Origin of the sequence: Zhongshania sp. R06B22, from assembly GCF_040892595.1 — a bacterium.
In the GTDB taxonomy this organism is placed as follows: Bacteria; Pseudomonadota; Gammaproteobacteria; order Pseudomonadales; family Spongiibacteraceae; genus Spongiibacter; species Spongiibacter arctica.
The window spans coordinates 3445036-3465078 of record NZ_JBFRYB010000001.1; the positions used below are offsets into that span (position 1 = coordinate 3445036).

The 20043-nt window shown below is 51.7% G+C and carries 18 protein-coding genes; 12 read left to right on the plus strand and 6 right to left on the minus strand.

The genetic code is table 11. The features are described from left to right. Positions 1-273: 273 nt before the first annotated feature. The 7 genes from AB4875_RS15595 to AB4875_RS15625 all read left to right on the plus strand — a co-directional run bounded on the left by AB4875_RS15595 (position 274) and on the right by AB4875_RS15625 (position 8162). Positions 274-2679, plus strand: a complete 2406-nt coding sequence (locus AB4875_RS15595; protein ID WP_368376981.1) for an LPS-assembly protein LptD — start codon at positions 274-276, stop codon at positions 2677-2679. After that, positions 2657-3937: a peptidylprolyl isomerase gene (locus tag AB4875_RS15600; RefSeq protein WP_368376982.1), complete on the plus strand. Its 1281-nt coding sequence runs from the start codon at positions 2657-2659 to the stop codon at positions 3935-3937. The genes AB4875_RS15595 and AB4875_RS15600 overlap by 23 nt, the downstream gene beginning before the upstream one ends. Beyond that, entirely contained in the window at positions 3937-4932 is a 996-nt protein-coding gene (gene pdxA, locus AB4875_RS15605) for a 4-hydroxythreonine-4-phosphate dehydrogenase PdxA (protein ID WP_368376983.1), read from the plus strand. Before AB4875_RS15600 ends, pdxA begins: the two co-directional genes overlap by 1 nt. Continuing rightward, positions 4932-5738, plus strand: a complete 807-nt coding sequence (gene rsmA, locus AB4875_RS15610; RefSeq protein ID WP_368376984.1) for a 16S rRNA (adenine(1518)-N(6)/adenine(1519)-N(6))-dimethyltransferase RsmA — start codon at positions 4932-4934, stop codon at positions 5736-5738. Before pdxA ends, rsmA begins: the two co-directional genes overlap by 1 nt. A gap of 15 nt (positions 5739-5753) precedes the next feature. Continuing rightward, positions 5754-6131 (plus strand): Co2+/Mg2+ efflux facilitator ApaG/CorD, encoded by a 378-nt coding sequence (apaG, locus tag AB4875_RS15615; RefSeq protein ID WP_368376985.1) that lies wholly within the window; start codon positions 5754-5756, stop codon positions 6129-6131. A gap of 9 nt (positions 6132-6140) precedes the next feature. Continuing rightward, positions 6141-6953, plus strand: coding sequence for a symmetrical bis(5'-nucleosyl)-tetraphosphatase (locus AB4875_RS15620; RefSeq protein ID WP_368376986.1), 813 nt, complete (start codon positions 6141-6143; stop codon positions 6951-6953). Between the two features lie 117 nt (positions 6954-7070). Next, positions 7071-8162 (plus strand): tRNA nucleotidyltransferase/poly(A) polymerase-related protein, encoded by a 1092-nt coding sequence (locus AB4875_RS15625; protein ID WP_368376987.1) that lies wholly within the window; start codon positions 7071-7073, stop codon positions 8160-8162. Between the two features lie 4 nt (positions 8163-8166). On the opposite strand, the gene folK is transcribed toward AB4875_RS15625, so the two are convergent. Genes folK through tsaD form a run of 3 tightly spaced genes read right to left on the minus strand, consistent with a single transcriptional unit; the run spans position 8167 to position 10084 of the window. Continuing rightward, positions 8167-8676, minus strand: a complete 510-nt coding sequence (gene folK, locus AB4875_RS15630) for a 2-amino-4-hydroxy-6-hydroxymethyldihydropteridine diphosphokinase (protein ID WP_368376988.1) — start codon at positions 8674-8676, stop codon at positions 8167-8169. Continuing rightward, positions 8676-9029 carry a dihydroneopterin aldolase gene (folB, locus tag AB4875_RS15635; protein WP_368376989.1) on the minus strand — a complete coding sequence of 118 codons (354 nt, stop codon included), beginning with the start codon at positions 9027-9029 and terminating at the stop codon, positions 8676-8678. Before folB ends, folK begins: the two co-directional genes overlap by 1 nt. A gap of 29 nt (positions 9030-9058) precedes the next feature. Continuing rightward, positions 9059-10084, minus strand: a complete 1026-nt coding sequence (gene tsaD / locus AB4875_RS15640; protein ID WP_368377098.1) for a tRNA (adenosine(37)-N6)-threonylcarbamoyltransferase complex transferase subunit TsaD — start codon at positions 10082-10084, stop codon at positions 9059-9061. Between the two features lie 186 nt (positions 10085-10270). On the opposite strand from tsaD, the gene rpsU reads away from it, so the two are divergent. From rpsU to AB4875_RS15665, 5 genes are all read left to right on the plus strand, one after another. Then, the gene (rpsU, locus tag AB4875_RS15645; RefSeq protein ID WP_103682796.1) at positions 10271-10486 is read left to right on the plus strand and encodes a 30S ribosomal protein S21; all 216 of its coding nucleotides are present in this window, start codon (positions 10271-10273) and stop codon (positions 10484-10486) included. Between the two features lie 78 nt (positions 10487-10564). Next, complete coding sequence (locus AB4875_RS15650; protein WP_368376990.1) at positions 10565-11017, plus strand: GatB/YqeY domain-containing protein; 453 nt, start codon at positions 10565-10567, stop codon at positions 11015-11017. A 76-nt stretch (positions 11018-11093) separates the two neighbouring features. Further along, entirely contained in the window at positions 11094-12956 is a 1863-nt protein-coding gene (gene dnaG, locus AB4875_RS15655) for a DNA primase (protein WP_368376991.1), read from the plus strand. 182 nt (positions 12957-13138) lie between these two features. Continuing rightward, complete coding sequence (gene rpoD / locus AB4875_RS15660; protein ID WP_368376992.1) at positions 13139-14926, plus strand: RNA polymerase sigma factor RpoD; 1788 nt, start codon at positions 13139-13141, stop codon at positions 14924-14926. An 86-nt stretch (positions 14927-15012) separates the two neighbouring features. Then, positions 15013-15561: a hypothetical protein gene (locus tag AB4875_RS15665; protein WP_368376993.1), complete on the plus strand. Its 549-nt coding sequence runs from the start codon at positions 15013-15015 to the stop codon at positions 15559-15561. Positions 15562-15574: 13 nt separating this feature from the next. On the opposite strand, the gene AB4875_RS15670 is transcribed toward AB4875_RS15665, so the two are convergent. From AB4875_RS15670 to AB4875_RS15680, 3 genes are read right to left on the minus strand one after another with little or no spacing between them, the layout of a single operon-like run. Continuing rightward, positions 15575-17773 carry an ATP-binding protein gene (locus AB4875_RS15670; protein ID WP_368376994.1) on the minus strand — a complete coding sequence of 733 codons (2199 nt, stop codon included), beginning with the start codon at positions 17771-17773 and terminating at the stop codon, positions 15575-15577. Continuing rightward, complete coding sequence (locus AB4875_RS15675) at positions 17770-18144, minus strand: response regulator (protein ID WP_368376995.1); 375 nt, start codon at positions 18142-18144, stop codon at positions 17770-17772. The genes AB4875_RS15670 and AB4875_RS15675 overlap by 4 nt, the downstream gene beginning before the upstream one ends. Positions 18145-18159: 15 nt before the next feature. Next, positions 18160-20034: an adenylate/guanylate cyclase domain-containing protein gene (locus tag AB4875_RS15680; protein WP_368376996.1), complete on the minus strand. Its 1875-nt coding sequence runs from the start codon at positions 20032-20034 to the stop codon at positions 18160-18162. Between the last annotated feature and the right edge of the window lie 9 nt (positions 20035-20043).

Below are 20043 nucleotides of genomic sequence, written 5' to 3' on the forward strand. Positions count from 1 at the left end.
ACTCATATATTTCTCTCTTGTGGCGCGCCCTGATTGCGGCTACCGCTGGCTCAATCACGCTCACCAGCAGTTTTATAGGCATATACACCTTTATTCTCAGCGTGTTTGCTCCCCACAAAATCATGATTCGACGCCGGCAAGGATCACTATGAGCATCACCACAGACCAGAGTTTTAGCCCTTTTATGCACTCAGGCGGGCATCCTAGCAGAGAATGCTTTATTATCCACCTTCGCCAATCCGGGCTCCATCGCCAGAATAAAATCATTTACTGATGCCAGCGTTTCGCCTAATTCTAATATCCCTGCTCACCGCCCTACCGGGGTCGGCGCTAGCACAGGTAAATGCCGCCGCAGATTGCGGTAGCACAGACGCCTCGGCACTCAATACCGACACCTCGGAATTACCAGCGTACTATCAGCACTGGCACTGGGTACCAAACTCCCACCTAAGTGAATCCGCGAAATGCGGCCTCAGCCCCGGCTGCCAAGGGCGATTTATTGAACCTGCAAGAGATTGGGAGGGGGCCGAGAAAACGCCTCTGCGCGCGCCGCTAAACGTCTCCGCGGACACCATTGAATCCGTCGGCGACAAAGCCACCATGACCGGCGACGTCCAGCTCCGCAAAGGCGATCTAAGTTTAGATGCCGGATACGCGCAATATAATCGCAGCAATAACACCGTGATGTTGCGTGACAATGTGGTTTTGCGTCAGCCAGGTATTCTACTGCGGGGTCAGTTCGCCGAAATCAACACTAACAAAGGCTTAGGCGAACTAGAACAAGCGGAAATTTTGAGTTTTGATACCGGTGCCCGCGGCACTGCGGGGCGTATTTCGCGGCCCGACTACAGCCGCTTCGAGCTCGAACAAGCGAGTTACACCCAATGTACACCTGACAATGAAACCTGGTCGCTACACGCCGACAGCATTGTTTTGGATTACGACAGTGGCCGTGGTGTCGCGCGAGGCACCAGTATTCGGGTCTACGACTTCCCAGTATTTTATACGCCCTACCTAAACTTCCCTGTCGATGAACGCCGCGCAACGGGCTTTTTATTCCCGTCTATTGGGGTGGCTGACGGCAGCCTAGACATATCAACACCGTATTACTTAAATCTTGCGCCCAACTACGATGCCATTATTTCACCGCGTTACATCGAGCAACGCGGCGAGGCCCTAGAAGCCGAATTGCGCTATTTAAATAAATACAGCGAATGGGCCGTTAACACCAGCTACCTAGCCAACGATAAACGTGAAGATATCAACCGCTGGCTATTAGGCGTAACCGAGGAAGGCTATATAAATGAGCGCTGGGGCACGGAAGTCGACTTCACTAAAGTCAGCGACGATGACTACTTTAGTGACTTGGGCCTTGCCAATCTAGCGGTCAAACGCAGCACTCACCTAAATCAACAAGCGGCAGTCAATTACAGCTCTGACGATTGGACTGGACGTATTGAAGTGCAGCGCTATCAGACCATTGCCGCGGTTGAAGATCCCTACCAAAAACTGCCACAACTGAGCCTGAACTACCAATCACCGGCAAAGAATTTCAAACTGGAACCCAGCATAGAATTTGAGTACACCCAGTTCGATCACCGCGATAAACTTCGCGATGGTGGCAGCAGAGTCACGGGACAACGCCTGTTTGGCACTGCAGGAGCCAGCCTACCCATGCGCTGGCGCTGGGGTTTTCTTGAACCCGCCATTAAAAGTCGTCATGTTCGCTACGAGCTAGAAGACGCAGATTTAGCCGGCATTGATGGCAGCCCCAGCGCCAGCAGCGGCCAATTTAGCCTTGATAGCGGCCTATATTTTGAACGCGATGTAAAAATATCTGATCAAGACTGGACCCAAACCCTTGAGCCGCGGCTGTTTTACCGCTATGCCGAATATCAAGAGCAAAGCGACCAGCCTGACTTCGACAGCTCTGCTCTGACATTTACTTATCAACAGCTTTTCCGCGACACCCGTTTTACCGGCCACGACCGACTAGACGATGCCAATCAAATTACCGTGGGCGTAAGCAGCCGCTTTATTAATAATAATGCGGGGCGCGAAGTCCTCACTGCCAGCCTTGGTCAATTGCATTATTTTGATGATGGCCGGGTCCAGCTGCCTGGCGATACCGTGCGAAAAAGCAGCAACTCCGATTTGGCTGGCCAAATTCGTATTCTGCCCGACGACAATCGCTGGTTGAGCACTGATATTCTGTATGATGCCCGCCAAGGGGTGCTCAATCAGACCAATCTGAGCTACCATCAGCGCAGCGACAACGGCACACTGTTTAACGCCGGCTATACCTTTCGTCGTAAAGGCAACAATCTCGGTGGTTTAGAGAACGACGTTAAGCAAGGCGACATTTCTTTGAGTTTGCCGCTAAATGACCAGTGGAAACTATTCGCCAAAACCCAATATGATTTCGAGGACGATCGCCCTGTCGAAAATCTTATTGGCGCGGAATACCAGAACTGCTGCTGGCTTACCCGCATTGTTTATCAACGGGCCTTGGAACCCGACGACAACAATGGGTCTAATGTAGTTAGCACCAACAATACCGGAACTCAAAATAATTCTGCTGTATTGATCGAATTTCAGTTAAAGGGACTCGGGGGCCTAGGCACCGCAGTCACCAGTGTTTTAAAGGACAGTATTTTTGGCTACTTATCTGATGACTAATATGCGTTTATTAAAAACTTTTACCGCCGTGCTATTGATTGCGCTGGCGCCATTCACCCAGGCCGAAACCGAGTGGCTAGATAAGGTTGTGGCCATCGTCGATGACGATATCATTCTCGCCAGCGAACTCGACGAACGTGTTCAGGGCATCCAAGCCAATATTGCCCGAACCGGCAAGCAAGCGCCGCCAGAAGAGGAGTTACGCAAAGAGGTTCTCGATTTATTGGTGCTTGAAAACATTCAAATGCAAATGGCCAAGCGCTATGGCCTGCGTATCGATGACGAAGAGTTAAACGGTGCGGTGGCGCGTATTGCCGCCAACAACAATATGTCGATCTCGCAGTTCCAGCAAGCACTGGTCTCTAGCGGCGCCTCTTACCTCGCCGTGCGCGAGCAAATCAGCCGTGAAATGGTTCTTCAGCGCGTGCAAATGGGTAACGTCAATCAGCGTATTCAAGTGACCGAGCAGGAAATCCGAAATTATCTGCAATCGTCAGAAGGCAAGGAAGTCACCTCGCCGGAATTCCACTTTTCACACATCCTCATTCCCGTCAGCTCAGACGCCACTGACGCAGAGAGCAAACAAGCCAAAGCCAAAGCAGCCGCAATAAGCATGAAGCTACGCGCCGGTAAAAATGTGGATAACGCCAGCGACAATATCAGCATCAGCGACCTCGGCTGGCGTAAAGGCACTGAGCTGCCCGCTCTATTTAAAGATGTAGCCGCCAAAATGAATGACGGTGATGTCTCTGAACCACTGCAAAGTGCCAGCGGTTTCCACATTATCAAACTCTTAGAAAGCCGCGGCGTTAAGCAGCTGGTGAAGCAAACCCGTGCTAGCCACATTTTGTTAAAGCCGTCAGCAATCCGCGATGAGTCACAAACTATTGCCCTAGCCAAGCAATTGCGCCAACGCGCTTTAAAGGGTGAAGATTTCCGCGAACTAGCTAAAGAGTTCTCGGAAGATATTGGCTCGGCGCAAGAAGGCGGCGATCTCGGCTGGACAACTCCCGGGCAGCTAGTGCCAGAATTCCAAGAGGCCATGGACGAAACTGCAATCGGTGAAATCCATAAGCCAGTAGCAAGTCAGTTCGGCTGGCATGTTATTAAAGTCATTGAACGTCGCAGCAAAGACGTCACCGACGACATGCGCAAACAAATAGCTCGCAACGCCCTCCACGAGCGCAAATATGCCGACGAACTGGATATTTGGCTGCGCAAGATCCGCAGCGAAGCCTTTGTCGACATTAAAATTTAATGCCTGTACGCCTTGCCATCACCCCCGGCGAACCTGCCGGGGTAGGACCAGAACTTCTAGTTAAACTAGCCCAGCAAGACTTTAATGCAGAGCTCGTGGTCTTTGCCGACCGCGAGATGTTGCGGCAGCGCGCTAAAGACATTGGCCTGCATTTAGATATCATCGATGCCGACTTTAACACCACACCGCAGCGCCATCGGGCGGGTCAGCTACAAGTCGTCAATATCCCATGCAGCAGCCCAGCCATAGCCGGCATACTCAACGCCGACAATGCCAAGTACGTATTAGAAACTCTGCGCCAAGCTACCGATGCCTGCATAGCCGGACACTGCGATGGCCTCGTTACCGGGCCAGTGCAAAAATCAATTATTAACGATGCTGGTATTGCCTTTAGCGGCCACACTGAATTTCTGGCCGAGCGCTGCAATGTCGATAAAGTAGTTATGATGCTGGCCAGTGAGCAGCTGCGTGTCGCTTTAGTGACCACCCACTTACCCTTGAGCGCGGTTCCTGCAGCTATCACTAGCGATAATCTGCAACGCGTTACTGAAATTTTACATAGCGCATTAATACAGCAATTTGGCTGCCAACAGCCCCGCATCTTGGTCTTGGGCCTAAATCCCCACGCCGGCGAAGGCGGGCATATGGGCAGAGAAGAGATCGACACGATAATTCCCTGTCTTGAGCAACTGCGACAGCGCGGCTGGCAACTAGACGGTCCATTACCCGCAGACACGGCATTTACCCCACGCCATCTTGAGCACTGCGACGCCGTACTGGCCATGTACCACGACCAGGGTTTGCCGGTGCTTAAATATCAAGGCTTTGGCCAAGCCGTAAACATTACTCTTGGCCTGCCTATCGTTCGCACCTCCGTAGACCACGGCACCGCCTTGGACTTAGCCGGCAGCGGCCGCGCCGACAGCGGCAGCTTTAACGCCGCCCTCACCACCGCCATATCTATGGCGGAGCACAGCAGCAGGAATAGTTATTAATGCAGTCGCCCCAATCACCACCGCGCCATCAGGCGCGCAAACGTTTTGGTCAGAACTTCCTCAATGATCAGGGAATTATTCGTAGTATTGTTCGCGCGATATCCCCCTTAGAACATCAACGCGTACTAGAAATTGGGCCCGGCCAAGGCGCGATCACCGAATCTATTTTAGCTACTGGCTGCCAACTCGACGTTATTGAGCTAGATCGCGACCTCATTCCCATTCTTGAACATAAATTCGGCGCAGAATCGAATTTTCGTATTCATCAAGGTGACGCGCTCAAGTTCGACTTTGGCGCCCTTGCCGCAGGTGAGAAACTGCGGGTCGTCGGCAATCTGCCCTACAATATATCGACGCCGCTGATATTCCACCTGCTCACGGCCCATGACTGCATTGCCGATATGCACTTTATGCTCCAGAAAGAAGTGGTAGATCGTCTTGCCGCCCAGCCCGGCAGCAAGACCTACGGTCGCCTTGGCATCATGGCCCAATACTATTGCGAAGTAGAATCGCTATTTGATGTACCTCCTGAAGCTTTTACCCCCCAGCCCAAGGTACAATCCGCGATCGTAAGATTAACCCCCTACGAAAAGCCGCCACTCCCAGCAAATAATGTCGAGACCTTGCAAATGGTCTTGCGCAGCGCGTTTAACCAACGCCGAAAAACCTTGCGCAACACCCTAAAAGGGGTTATCGATAACGAGGCAATAGAAAGCTTGGGAATAGATCCCGGCCTTCGCCCCGAACAGCTGGGCTTAGTGGAATATGTTGCCATCGCCAATGCGATAGACAACAACAGCCAGTAATTTGCGGAGCACACCATGCCAGAATCAGCACCAGTAGAAATTAAGGTAGAGAGCCAGTTCCTACCCGACCAATCAGAGCCCGCACAGCAACGCTTTGCCTTTGCCTATACCATTACCATCCGCAATACCGGCGAAGAAGCCGTGCGCCTGCTCAATAGGCATTGGATTATTACCGACGGCGACAACCAAGTTCAGGAAGTGCAAGGTGAAGGCGTTATCGGCAAACAGCCGCTTATTCCGCCAGGTGAGTCATTTAGCTACACCTCGGGCGCAGTCATAGACACGGCTGTCGGCACTATGGAAGGCAGCTATGAAATGATTAGCGCCTCGGGTCGGCCGTTCATCGCGCCTATTGGTATCTTCTCCCTCGCCCGCCCCTCGGCCTTACACTAAGAGCGCCAGGTGAGTCGCTATGCGGTAGGTGATTTGCAGGGCTGTTTAAAGCCCCTGCAATGCCTGCTAGAAAAGGTGAGCTTTAATCCACAGCGCGACCAGCTCTGGCTAGTGGGTGACCTTGTTAATCGCGGTCCCGACTCACTAGACACGCTGCGCTTCCTGTACAGCATTAAAGACAGCCTACATATTACCCTCGGCAACCACGACCTCCACTGTATCGCCTTGGCCCGCGGAACCACTAAGCGAGGACGCCACCCCAGCCTTGATGCACTGCTAAATGCCGCTGACTGCGCCGAGCTAATGCAGTGGTTATTGCAGCAGGCACTGGTGCTGCGTTCAGAAGATGGTCACTACCTGATGAGTCATGCAGGCATTCCTAATGCCTGGAGTAGTGAACAAGCACTGGATCTAAGTCGCGAGGTCGAAGCTGTATTACAGGGCCCAAATGTCGATGAGTTCTTCCACAATATGTACGGCGACGAACCACTGGCGTGGAACGATAATTTACAGGGTTATGAGCGTCTTCGGGCAATTACCAACCACCTCACTCGCATGCGTATCTGCGATGCCGACGGCCAGCTCGAATTAGGCTTTAAAGGTATTGCCGCAGATATCCCCCCACCCTACCGACCTTGGTTTGAATGGCAGGCCGCAGGCAGCCGCAGCGAAACCCTACTATTTGGCCACTGGGCCGCACTGGAATGTAAAACTGATCGCGACGATATTATCGCGCTGGACAGCGGCTGTGTTTGGGGACGCAATATGACCATGCTAAATATGGATAATCGCGACATTTATCGCTGCGAGTGCCAAGCCTAAACTCAAGCTACCCTCTAGCCCCACAGCAGAATGCCCTCACAAACCCCAGCAACAAGCCTAGCCACCGCGAAATGCTATACTGCCAACACATTTTTACGGCAGCAATCATACCTCAGCATGAAAACTTATCTCGTCGGCGGCGCAGTGCGCGACAAACTATTGGACTACCCCTTTCACGAACGAGATTGGGTGGTGGTGGGTGCGCGTCCAGAAGACTTACTCAAGCAGGATTTTCAGCAGGTTGGTAAAGATTTCCCGGTGTTTTTGCATCCCAAAAGCAAAGAGGAATACGCCCTTGCCCGCACCGAACGAAAATCGGGTGCCGGCTATCATGGTTTCGTCTGCGACTTTAGCCCCGACATCACCCTAGAGGATGATCTAAGCCGCCGCGACTTAACCATCAACGCGATGGCCGAAGACGACAACGGCGACATCATCGACCCCTATGGCGGCATGAGCGACCTCAACAACCACCTATTGCGGCATGTATCACCGGCCTTTAGCGAAGACCCGCTGCGCATCTTGCGGGTCGCCCGCTTTGCCGCGCGCTACGCCCATCTTGGCTTTACTGTGGCCGAGGAAACCCAAGACTTAATGCGCACAATGAGTGACAACGGTGAATTATCAACCATCGCCGCCGAACGCATCTGGGTAGAATTGTGTAAGGCGCTCAAGGAGAAATCCCCCGCTGCCTTCTTTACCGTCCTTTTAGATTGCCGCGCACTGCACGCACTTTTTCCGCTGTGGCCGCCCGCCCTAAACACCTCAATACTCGACAGCCTGGCACGCGCCGCAGATTTGAATTTGGATGCCGACATTCGCTTTGCCATCGCCTGCAGCGGACTAAATGCTGATCACTGCAAAACCTTGTGCGGCGAACTTCGCGCTAGTAATAGCGCCGCATGGCTGGCTGAACGCTTTGCTAGCAATATCCCACTGCCGAACTTAAGTAAAAGCGAGGACTGGCTTGCGCTACTTGAAGCCTTCGATTTTGCGCGGCGCCCACAACATCTTGAAGCCTTTGTCGCCGCGGCAAAATTACTGCTGCCCAAGGAAGATCGCCTAGGCCAGTTGCAACTAGCCGCGACGGCTTTGCAAGATATAAAACCGGCCGAATTTATTGCGCAAGGGTTTAAAGGCCCAAAACTAGGCGGGGCTTTGCGAGCAGAAAAAATAAGACGTTTAGGCGAGCTAGGCTGCGGCGCCTAAGACACTAGCCCGCGGATATATCGCGCCCCTGCCATTGAAACGGCACTGGCCACAACTTTTGATCAGACTGATAGTTCTGCCATAAAGTGCGGTAATTGCGACCGTCCACAGGATGACAATGGTCTGGAGCAATTTCACTCAACGGCAACAGCACAAAGGCGTTATAAAGAATTTCTGCGCGGGGCAACTCTATGCCCGCGTGGCAACCGCAGACGTCGTCGTAACTTAAAATATCAATATCTATAGTACGAGGGCTAAACTTTGCCGCCCCTAGCTGCCGGCCATTACTTAACTCTATCGCCCACATTTGCGCGGCAAAGTCTTTTAGTGACATATCCGTGGAAAACCCCACCGCCATATTCAAAAACAAGCTCCCTGGAAACCCCACCGATTCACTTTCGTAAACCCGAGACAATACCAAGGAACCAAACTGCTGATGAAGACTATCAAGCGCTATCGTCATATGCCGATAGCGCTGGGTATTGCTGCCTAGGCTAAGAAACACTTCTGCCATTAACGCTGACCACGTTCAATAATAATGCCGACATCCTTGGCCTGCCGCATAGCGCCCGGCTTGCTCAAGCTTAAGCGCAGCCAAGGCACAGCAAAGTCCGCCATAATCATTTCAGCGCAGCGCTGTGCCAGCGTCTCTACTAAGGCAAACTCACTGCGTTTCACAAAGTCTTCCACAGTCTCGGTGATCGCCTTGTAATTTAAGGTCAGAGCAATGTCATCACCGGCCGCAGCCGGGCGAATATCGGTTCCCAACTCCAAATCCAGCACTAAGGTTTGACGGTGTGCGCGTTCAAAATCGTAGATACCAATAATGGTATCTACCTGTAAACCGCGTATATAAACAATATCCATAGATAGCCTGTTGCCGGACAAAGAGTAAATCAGACTGCGCTTAATTCAGTCATCGGCCAGCGCGGCCGTATTGAAACACTAAGACCCTCGTGCTGACCCGCCTGCAAGCGACAATGACCGGCATAGGCGATCATCGCACCATTATCTGTGCAAAATTCTGGTCTTGGGTAAAATACTTCGCCACCGATCTTCGCCATTTTCTGGGCCAAGCGCGCACGCAATACGGTATTGGCGCTCACGCCACCCGCCATCACCAAGGTACTTAAGTTTTCTTGAACCAGAGCGCGGGTGCATTTAATTACCAAGGTATCCACCACTGCCTCTTGGAACGCCGCCGCAATATCAGCTTGATTCTGGGCATCGTAAGTTCCGGCTTCGCGGCTGGCCGTCACAGTATTTAGGGTAAACGTTTTCAAACCACTAAAACTAAAATCTAAACCTGGGCGATTAACCATGGGCCGCGGAAAGGTATATCGGCCCGGGGTTCCGCGCTCGGCTGCCTTCGCGACTTGCGGGCCACCTGGATAACCCAAATCCAGCATTTTCGCTGCTTTATCGAAAGCTTCACCGGCGGCGTCATCCAAGGACTCACCCAAAATACGGTATTGGCCAATGCCATCAACACGCACAAGCTGGGTATGCCCGCCAGAAACGAGCAGAGCGATAAAGGGAAAGCTCGGCGCGTTTTCTTCCAGCATCGGGGCCAATAAATGCCCTTCCATATGATGCACCGCGACCGCGGGAATACCCCAGCCGTAGGCCATGGCGCGCCCAGCACAGGCACCTACCATCAAGGCGCCGGCAAGACCGGGGCCATTGGTAAATGCTACGCCGTCTAATTGCTCACCGCGCATGCCGGCTTTATCTAAGACCTCGCGGACCAAGGGCAGCAATTTACGCACATGATCCCGCGACGCCAGCTCTGGCACCACGCCACCATATTCGGCATGCAGCGCAACCTGGCTATACAGGGCCTCAGCAAGCAAGCCTTGCTCGGAATCGTATATCGCCACGCCTGTTTCATCACAGGAGGTTTCTAGTCCTAAAACACGCACTTCCAGACTTCCCACGCTAATTGAGGGCGCATGATACTGGCTCAATCGGATTCACACCAGTTATCCCCTTAATGGCTTTGCTTTTTGCCACAACAGAGTATAGAATTCAGCGCCCTTGGAGTGCTGCTTTTTATTTAGCAGTGCAGACAGCAAATTTTGTTCCATTGATTAGGACAGGTTTAACGAATGCCTTCAGTCAAACTCAAAGAAAACGAACCATTTGATATCGCCCTACGCCGTTTTAAGCGTTCTTGCGAAAAAGCAGGCGTATTAGCAGAAGTTCGTCGTCGTGAATTCTACGAAAAGCCAACTTCTGTTCGTAAGCGTCAAGCAGCCGCAGCGGTAAAACGTCACGCTAAGAAAGTATCGCGCGACAACAAAAAGCAGCAACGCCTCTACTAAGAACTCTTTTTAAGAGTTTTTAGTAACGCATAGCGCTTTAGCTCCATCCCTCCTTTGTAAAGGAAACTCCGCGAGCCCATGGCAGATCAAACGCTTAAGAAATCTCTCACAGACGCGATGAAAACCGCGATGCGAGCCAAAGATAAAGCGACATTGAATGCCGTGCGACTCATACTCGCCGAGATAAAACGCATTGAAGTCGACGAGCGCATTGATGTAGATGATGCGCGAGTTTTAGCTGTGCTCGACAAAATGTGCAAGCAACGCCGCGATTCGATTAGCCAGTATGAAAATGCTGACCGCGAAGATCTGGCTGAGCAAGAACGCTTTGAAATGGGCGTTATTCAATCTTATATGCCCACCCCCTTAAGCGACGACGAACTGGAAGGCCTCATCAAAGAAGCCATAAGCACCAGCGGCGCGGAAGCGGTTAAAGACATGGGCAAGGTTGTTGCCCTACTCAAGCCAAAGGTGCAGGGCCGCGCAGACATGGGCGCCGTCAGCAAGAAGATTAAAGCGCTACTTGCCTAGCCCAAACCCCATTGGCAATTGATACCACCAACACCAACTGATACGCTCATTCAACCTCTGCTCCGGAAACGCTGACGTGGCCGCTAAAGGACGTATCCCCCAATATTTTATCGACGATTTGCTCTCCCGGGTCGATATTGTCGATGTTATCAATCGCCGCGTATCGCTAAAGAAAACCGGCAAGAATTACAGCGCCCGCTGCCCATTCCACGAAGAAAAAACCCCCTCCTTCAGCGTTAACCCCGACAAGCAATTTTACTACTGCTTTGGTTGCGGCGCCGGCGGCAACGCGGTGGGGTTTATTATGGATTACGAGCGCCAGGACTTTCCTAGCGCCGTCGACAATCTTGCTCACATTGCCGGGCTAGAGGTTCCCCGCGAAGACCTCAGTCCCCAGCAGCAAGTAAAGCAAGAACGCCGCAAAACCATTTACGATCTTATGGAGCAAGTTTCAGCCCACTACCAAAAGCAACTCCGCTCCGACCCACAATCTCAGCGCGCCATCGACTATCTTAAGCGTCGTGGCTTGAGCGGACGCATCGCTCGCGACTTCAATATTGGCTTTGCACCCCCGGGCTGGGACAATTTACTCAAAGCCTTTGGCGATACCGACGAGCGCAAGCAACAACTAATCGACGCTGGCATGCTGATAGAAAAGGAAGACGGTAAACTCTATGACCGCTTCCGCGACCGCATTATGTTTCCCATCCGCGACAATCGCGGACGTGTTATCGCCTTCGGCGGCAGGGTATTAGGTGACGACAAACCAAAATACCTAAACTCGCCTGAAACCGATATATTTCAAAAGGGCAAAGAACTTTACGGCCTGTATCAAGCCCGCCAAAACAACCGCCACTTAGAACAACTGCTAGTAGTAGAAGGCTATATGGATGTCGTTGCGCTCGCGCAATATGGCATTATGACCGGCATCGCCACCCTCGGCACCGCCAGTAATACCGAGCATTTACGCACCGCATTTCGCTATGCCAGCGAGCTGATATTTTGTTTTGACGGCGATGCTGCAGGCCGCAAAGCGGCAGAGCGAGCCCTGGAAAATGCCCTGCCGGTAATGGAAGACGGCCGGCGAATTCGATTTTTATTTCTACCCGAGGGCGATGACCCCGACAGCGTGGTAAACCGCGACGGCGCCGCTGGATTCCAAAAATTACTGGCCGGCGCCTCACCGCTGGAGCGCTATTTTTTTGAATCATTATATGAGCAGACCGACCCCAATACTCTAGAGGGTAAGGCACGCCTCAGCAAACTAGCACTGCCTAGGCTGCAGCTTTTACCTGAGGGCGTATTTCGCCAACTCATGCTGGACTCACTGGCAGAGCGCACTGGGCTTAGCCGCCAATCTGTCGATCAGCTGCTCAATGAAAGCCAAGCCATCGCGCAACAAGAGGAAGCGAGACCCGCCGCAGTCGAGCAACGGCGCAGCACAACACTCAAGCTGGCCGCAAAAGTACCGGGATCGCGACGCGATCCCCTTCTTTTTGCTCTGGCAATGCTGTTATTTAATCCACGCGGCGCCGCCAGCGGCCCAGCCAGCATTAGCAATATAGACGCCTCGCCATCGGCAGCCCTGCTCAATAACACCATCGCGCTACTGCGAAAACGGCCGGAATCTAGCACCGCCATGCTACTGGGTCACTGGTACGGCCAACCCGAATACGAAGTGATGACCGAGGCACTCAAGACCATTGAGCTGCTAGGCACCGAATTAAACGATGAAAAAGCGGAAACCGCATTTTTCGACACCTTGGCGCACATAGAGGCGCAACGGTCGACCCAAACACTGCGCGGCCACGTCGATGAATTACGAAACCGCAATGAAGTCGACAAACCGCCAAGCGCCAACTACCCTGAACTTAGCGAAGCAGATAAGCAGCAATTACTTACGATTCAGCAGCTTTTAAAACAAAAACACCGCCTGTAGAGTCAAAATCTAACACCACCGTATGCCTCATGGCATTTATCACGACACAGAATGAAGCTGATCAAACACCAATTACTACATTACACCACGAACGAGTCTGGAATTTACTGGTCGGATGGTGGGTGAATAGGGTATAATTTGCGGCTAATTTTTAACCTGTACCTAACGAGTAATTTGAAAGAATGAGTGACTCAAAGCATCAATCGCGCCTCAAGCAACTCATTGCCAAAGGCAAGGAACAGGGTTACCTAACGTACTCTGAGGTCAACGACCATTTACCGGAAGATATATCTGATCCGGATCAGGTCGAAGAAATCATCCAAATGATCAATGATATGGGCATTCAGGTGTTTGAACACGCACCTGATGAAGACACATTGATCATGGCCGGCAGCGACTCTCCAGATGACATCGCTGCGGCCGAAGCGGCTGCCGCCCTCGCCGCCGTAGAAACCGAAACCGGCCGCACCACCGACCCCGTGCGTATGTATATGCGCGAAATGGGTACGGTTGAGCTATTAACCCGCGAAGGCGAAATCGTCATTGCGAAGCGGATAGAAGAAGGCATCCGCGAAGTAATGGCCGCACTGGCTTACTACCCAGGCGTTGTTGCTGGCGTATTGGCTCAATACGACCGAGTTGTTGCTGAAGAGCGCCGCCTAGGCGATATCATGAGCGGCTATTTAGACCCTGCCGACAATGTACCGTCGCCACAGGCCCAAGCCGCCGCTGCCGCAGAAGCCAGCGATGATGATGACGATGCTGTGTCTGGCCCAGATCCAGAAGAAGCCCGCATCCGCTTTACCGCCCTGCAGAAGCAATCTAACAAAGTTGAGAAGTCTATTGCTGAACACGGTCGCTACAGCAAGCAAACGGCTAAAGAATTAAACGCCTTGGGCGAGCTATTCAAATTCTTCAAGCTCACGCCAAGCATGTACGACCCATTGATTGAAGAAGTTCGCACCACCCTAAGCTCTATTCGCTCTATGGAACGCGAAGTAATGACAATCTGTGTCAAGAAAGTTGGCATTGATCGCAAGGAATTTATTCGCAGCTTCCAAGGTAATGAAGCGAACCTGAAATGGGGCGACGAGCTACTCAAAAAGCACCCTAGGCTAGCCGACTTCAGCGATGTCATTCGTCGTCTTCAAAACAAGATTGCCTATATCGAAGAACGCCAAGACCTAACGATTTCTGATATTAAAGAAATCAACCGTCGCGTTTCTATCGGTGAAGCCCGCGCCCGTCGCGCCAAGAAAGAAATGGTCGAGGCCAACCTGCGTTTGGTTATCTCGATTGCGAAAAAATATACCAACCGCGGCCTGCAGTTCCTCGATCTAATCCAGGAAGGCAATATCGGTCTCATGAAAGCGGTAGACAAGTTTGAATACCGTCGCGGCTACAAGTTCTCCACCTACGCAACCTGGTGGATACGTCAGGCAATTACCCGCTCTATTGCTGACCAAGCGCGCACTATTCGTATTCCGGTACACATGATTGAAACGATTAATAAACTCAATCGTATCTCTCGGCAAATGCTTCAGGAAATGGGTCGCGAACCCACCCCTGAAGAACTTGGCGAGCGCATGGAAATGCCTGAAGACAAAGTGCGTAAAGTACTTAAAATCGCAAAAGAGCCTATCTCGATGGAAACACCCATCGGCGACGATGAAGATTCACATTTGGGTGACTTTATTGAAGATGGCACCATCTCTTCACCGATTGAGTCTGCCACTGGCGAAGGTTTGCGTGAAGCCACTAAAGACGTACTTTCCGGCCTTACCGCACGCGAAGCAAAAGTATTGCGGATGCGTTTTGGTATCGATATGAACACCGACCACACCCTTGAAGAGGTTGGTAAACAGTTTGACGTTACCCGCGAGCGTATTCGTCAGATCGAAGCCAAGGCATTGCGCAAATTGCGTCATCCAACACGCTCAGATCATCTGCGCAGCTTCCTGGACGAGTAGAGCACAGCAGAGACAAACCGAGCTTGCCACCGGCCTTTTAGGCCGGTGGCAAGCTCGGCTCACAATATTTAGACGGAAATTTTACGATGCTAGCGAACACTGCACGCCAGCTATGCAACGCACGTTTTGTTATTGTTTTACTGGGCCTAATCGCCGGCTGCCAATCTCCACCACCTCCGCAGCATCCAAATCCTACTGCACAAGCAATCTTAACTACCCAAGCCAAAACCATCAGTGTTTCGCATGCACAGCAATTACTGCACTCTCAGCAATTCGAAGCAGCTGAAATTGATTTCAAAGCCATACTCAAAACCAGCAGCGATCGCAATGTCATTCAGCAAGCCCTGGCTGGACTTACGCTGACCTATCTACACCCAGATAGCCCGCTCCTAGATATCACCTTGGCAACCGCCACTATGGACCGCCTCTACCAGCAGATGATGCGCTGGCCACAAAGCCAGCCCAACCTAGATCTACTGTTCTTCAGCGTGAAACTCTACCTAGAGCAAAGACTGACCTTAAACCGAGAGGTTGCCCTACGAGAAAAGGCCGAGGCCAAGCAACAGCAACTTTTAAACGAAGCGCTTACCCTGCAACGGACTATTGAAAAACTACGCCAATTAACACTGCAGTAGCGCCCGCCAATACTCAGACACTGCGCTCAAGATAGGCGCCCAACAAACCCCGCAAATTGGCAATATCTTCCTCTGATTGAGCCATCAACACCGGCACTGTACGCCAATGTTCGGTGCGTAAATGCGCCACCAAACGGCCGACCTGACCACTATCGCTATGGGGGCCCATTACAATTAATTGCCACGGCAGCTCGGTTAGTAACTCAGCGACCCGCGTTAAATCACCACTATGATAAGTGTTCCAATGTTCGGCACCGGGAAGCCGCTCAATAACTTGAGCCAGGGTATCGCCCTCCTCGATAAGCAGCATATTGCCCACCGCCGTTGCCGGCAGTAAATCTCGCACTACCGCAGTCAGCTCATCACTTGCCACCGGCTTCACTAAATAGCCGCTGGCACCCAGCAACAAGCCCAGATCATGCTCATTCAACATCGACAACATCAGCACCGGCACACTTCCCAGCACCGCATCACCGCGCAAGCTGTGCAACACCTGCCAGCCATCTAAACCCGGCATCATCACATCTAGCACCACCAAATCAGGCCGATGCTCTCTAGCCATGACCAAGCCTTCCGCGCCCGACGACGCGGTGCGAACTCGGTAACCTTCGCGACTCAAGACTCGGTGACTTAAATCTAAGGCCGCCAAGTCATCATCAATCACTAAAATATCGCCGCTGGCATTTTTCTTCAAAGCCGCCAAACTGCCATCACCAGCACCCAGCGGCAGCGTGAGCCTAAATGAAGACCCCGCACCCAGCTCACTGCTGGCAGTAATATTGCCGCCCATAAGCTCTGCAAATTTCCGTGAGATCGTTAATCCCAAACCCGAGCCACCATACTGTTTGGTGGTCGACAGATCGGCCTGAACAAAGGCGTCAAACACACGCCCCAGCTGATCTTCACTCATACCTATGCCAGTGTCTTTCACCTCTGCAACTAGATAATCACCGTCCTCTTCGGTCTGCTCAGACACCGTAAGATAAATATCCCCAGACCGCGTAAATTTGGCCGCATTACTTAGCAGATTCAATAAAATCTGTCGCAGACGAGTGACATCAGTACGAATACGGGCATTCTGCAATTCAAAGTGGCAGTGCAGAGTATTGCCATTTTTTGCCATTAAGGGCGCGACGGTCCCCTCTACGTCACCCAGCACCGTCTCTATAGCAACATCTTCCCAAAACACCGCCATATGCCCGGATTCAATTTTAGAAATATCCAAGACATCATTAATCAAGGTCAGCAGATGCTTGCCCGCCAATTGAATTTTCTCAAGATCCGGCTGTAAATCGCCTACTGAGAGCTGCTCTTCTTCGGCAATTTCCTCCAATAACATTTCTGAATACCCAATAATGGCATTCATTGGGGTACGCAACTCGTGGCTCATATTCGCCAGAAAGCCGCTCTTCGCCTGATTGGCCGCATCCGCTCGTCGACTGGCTTCACGCACCCGACCCATCGCTTGGCGCAGACTGGATGCCATATCATTAAAGGAGTTCGCCAGCTGACCAAATTCATCGTGGCCCATGTCGGCAATGCTGTAATCAAAATTACCACGGCTCCATTCAGAGGTACCCTTTTGCAACTGTCGAATCGCACGTCGGGTATACCGGGTCATGTAATACCCAAGTACAAAGGTGGTAATTAGCGCTAATAAGAACACCCCCAATGCGACCTTGTTAGTCATGCTAACAACCTCGCGGAGTCTCACGTTTATTTCATCTGAACGCGTTAGCAAATACCATTCGTTGGCACTAATACGCGAACTTAAAGCTTCGTACTCTCGCTGTAATTCTTCGCCACGCGGCCCATCATTAGATTGCAGAAAATCACGCCAATGCTGCAGCAATAGCGCCGCCTCTAGCGGCTCGTAACGCCCCGCCTCCAAATACTCTTGTAGGTCGCCATTCAACTCCTGCTCCAGCGCCACCAAAGCATCAATGCCGCGCAACAACTCCTTGCGCTCCTGCCCCGTGATACCACTTTGCGAGCCCGAATCCGCCAAGGCATCAACCACCAGTATTTTCCGCTGGGAGCTATACATGCGTTGACTAAAATCATTCAACTCAGATTGAGTGCGAATAACATGTTGCAGTAGCCACACATTGCGCCGCCTAGTGTCATTCCCCCACACCTGAATCAATACACTGCCGAGTGACAGCACCAGAATGGCGACAAACGAGAAAGTTAAGCGACGGGTAAAACTCATTCAGGAGTACCAAGCAGATGTTCAATTTTCCCTAATAACCTCGGCAAATCGACCGGCTTAGTATCGTAATCATCGCAACCCGCCAAGAGCGCCCGCTGACGATCATCAGCCATGGCATGTGCGGTTAAAGCGATAATAGGAATCGTCTGCAGTACATCATGGCTCTTCATTTCTCTTGCAACCTGCCAGCCATCCTTAACCGGCAAACTCATATCTAATAGCATCAAATCAGGTTTAGCCTGCAGCAAGCACATGTCGATCCCCTGCTGACCATCCACCGCCAGCAATACGTCGTAGCCTTTACGCATTAAGCGCCGGCTCAACATATCGCGGTTCATTTCATTGTCTTCGACCAGCAATATTGTTGGCATTACAGCACCCATACCTTATTGACTAAATGCACTTTTCAGCACCTGCTCTAGCTCTGAACTTGTCGATGTTAGGGTCAAAATATACTGGTACTCTAGGTCTGGGCTCTGCGCCGTAATTTTTGCATAGCAAGCCACATCAAAGCCGTCGATACTCACATCCGCCAACATCGGCAGTGCCTCGCTGCTAGTAATTCGCAATTGCTCGCCGGCGCGCGCATGTAGCTCTACTGAGTACTGCTTAGACGCCGTTTGCTTACCTGCCATTAAGGTGAGATTTAAATGCATTTTAGTACTGCACAACTGCCACTGATCCGCGCTAGGCGTCAGCAGTAAATCGTAGGGAATCCCCACCCCTAAAATCTCTATCAGCTCTAAGGCATCACCCATGCCTTTTAGCGATACCGGCACACTGTCGCCAGACAGTATCTCAATAGAGGCTGCCGCCACTGTGGCCGGTGCTGCCAATATCTGGCCGCCTACCGTGCAAGACTCAATACGGCCAGCAAGATTAACATTGTGTCCAACCACGCCGTACTTAGAGCGCAGGTCTGAGCCCACATTCCCAGCGACGACATCGCCGGTATTCAAACCAATACCCATGGAAATTTCTGGTAGGCCATCAGCTAGATTACGAGCGTTAACGTCTTTTATGGCAAGCTGCATCGCCACCGCGCAGGCCAAAGCGCGATCACAATCATCTTTATCACTTAGCGGGGCGCCAAAAATCACTAGAATACCGTCGCCCACAAACTCATCGACGGTCCCTCTAAAGCGCTGAATAACCTCAGTCATCTCACCAAAATAATTATTCAACAACTTCACGCACTGCTGGGGACCTAACTGCTGACTCAATGCTGAAAACCCGCGGATATCTGCCATTAAAATGGTGACCTGGCGCAGCTCGCCACCCAGTTCCAAACCGTCGCTATCATCTAAAAGGCGCTGAACAATTTCATCTGACAAATAGCGGCCAAATATCTTGCGAATAAAGCGCTGACTTTTTTCTAACTCCGCAAGATACTCACGCTCCCGGTCTCGCCAGCCCTTAGCCTCTAACAAGGCGCTGATTCTGGCTCGCAACAAGGTCCCATTTACCGGCTTGAGCAAGTAGTCGCTGGCGCCAGCATCAATACACCTTACAGCGCCCTCCTCATCCTGCATTCCACTCACAACCACCACAGGTATACGGCGCAAAGCCTCGTCACCGCGAATAACCTGCAGAACCTCATAACCGTTCATATCCGGCATCACCAGATCAAGCAAGACTAAATCTGGCTCGGCGCTGCGCATAATCTCTAAACAGCGCTCGCCGCTCGCGGCTTCTATCACCATATAATTTTGACGCTGTAACTGATGTGCCAATAAATCACGGCTACTGTCATTGTCATCTACCACCAAAATACTAGCGGCCATATGCTCTTGATCATCGCGGATAATACCGCGCTTAAAGCTTTTGAAAATCTCTGCTATCGGGTCTGAAGCCGCCTTGTCATCATCACTTAAATCAAAGTGTTCCAAACGGCCCTGAAACAACCTCGATTGGTGGCGAATTTGGCGAATATAGTCGCAGGCTTGCTCATCGTCACAATCCTCAAGCAAGATATCGCCAAAACCATCCACCAGCCCGATAGCATTGCGCAAATCATGTCGCAATCGGGACAACTCGGTTTGAGAGTCTGCTGACAACGTGGAGACAGAGCCCAACATCTCGATCATCGTCGATGCCGCCTTAGCGATTTTCTTTACATCGGCTGTTAATTCAGCCGAATGTGAAATCACCGCCAACTCTAGCAATGCCTCAGTAAAGGCAAATACCGAGGCGAGTGGCGCCTGCAAGGACTGACGTTGATCATCCAAATACGCTTTAAAAATACGATCGCGATTACTCAAGCACGGCCT

Bases quoted from the DNA above. Each gene is read 5' to 3' on its own strand.
- AB4875_RS15595 (WP_368376981.1), top strand. From the start codon at position 274: ATGCCAGCGTTTCGCCTAATTCTAATATCCCTGCTCACCGCCCTACCG.
- pdxA (WP_368376983.1), top strand. From the start codon at position 3,937: ATGCCTGTACGCCTTGCCATCACCCCCGGCGAACCTGCCGGGGTAGGA.
- rsmA (WP_368376984.1), top strand. From the start codon at position 4,932: ATGCAGTCGCCCCAATCACCACCGCGCCATCAGGCGCGCAAACGTTTT.
- apaG (WP_368376985.1), top strand. From the start codon at position 5,754: ATGCCAGAATCAGCACCAGTAGAAATTAAGGTAGAGAGCCAGTTCCTA.
- AB4875_RS15625 (WP_368376987.1), top strand. From the start codon at position 7,071: ATGAAAACTTATCTCGTCGGCGGCGCAGTGCGCGACAAACTATTGGAC.
- folK (WP_368376988.1), bottom strand. From the start codon at position 8,676: ATGGCAGAAGTGTTTCTTAGCCTAGGCAGCAATACCCAGCGCTATCGG.
- folB (WP_368376989.1), bottom strand. From the start codon at position 9,029: ATGGATATTGTTTATATACGCGGTTTACAGGTAGATACCATTATTGGT.
- rpsU (WP_103682796.1), top strand. From the start codon at position 10,271: ATGCCTTCAGTCAAACTCAAAGAAAACGAACCATTTGATATCGCCCTA.
- AB4875_RS15650 (WP_368376990.1), top strand. From the start codon at position 10,565: ATGGCAGATCAAACGCTTAAGAAATCTCTCACAGACGCGATGAAAACC.
- rpoD (WP_368376992.1), top strand. From the start codon at position 13,139: ATGAGTGACTCAAAGCATCAATCGCGCCTCAAGCAACTCATTGCCAAA.
- AB4875_RS15665 (WP_368376993.1), top strand. From the start codon at position 15,013: ATGCTAGCGAACACTGCACGCCAGCTATGCAACGCACGTTTTGTTATT.
- AB4875_RS15670 (WP_368376994.1), bottom strand. From the start codon at position 17,773: ATGAGTTTTACCCGTCGCTTAACTTTCTCGTTTGTCGCCATTCTGGTG.
- AB4875_RS15675 (WP_368376995.1), bottom strand. From the start codon at position 18,144: ATGCCAACAATATTGCTGGTCGAAGACAATGAAATGAACCGCGATATG.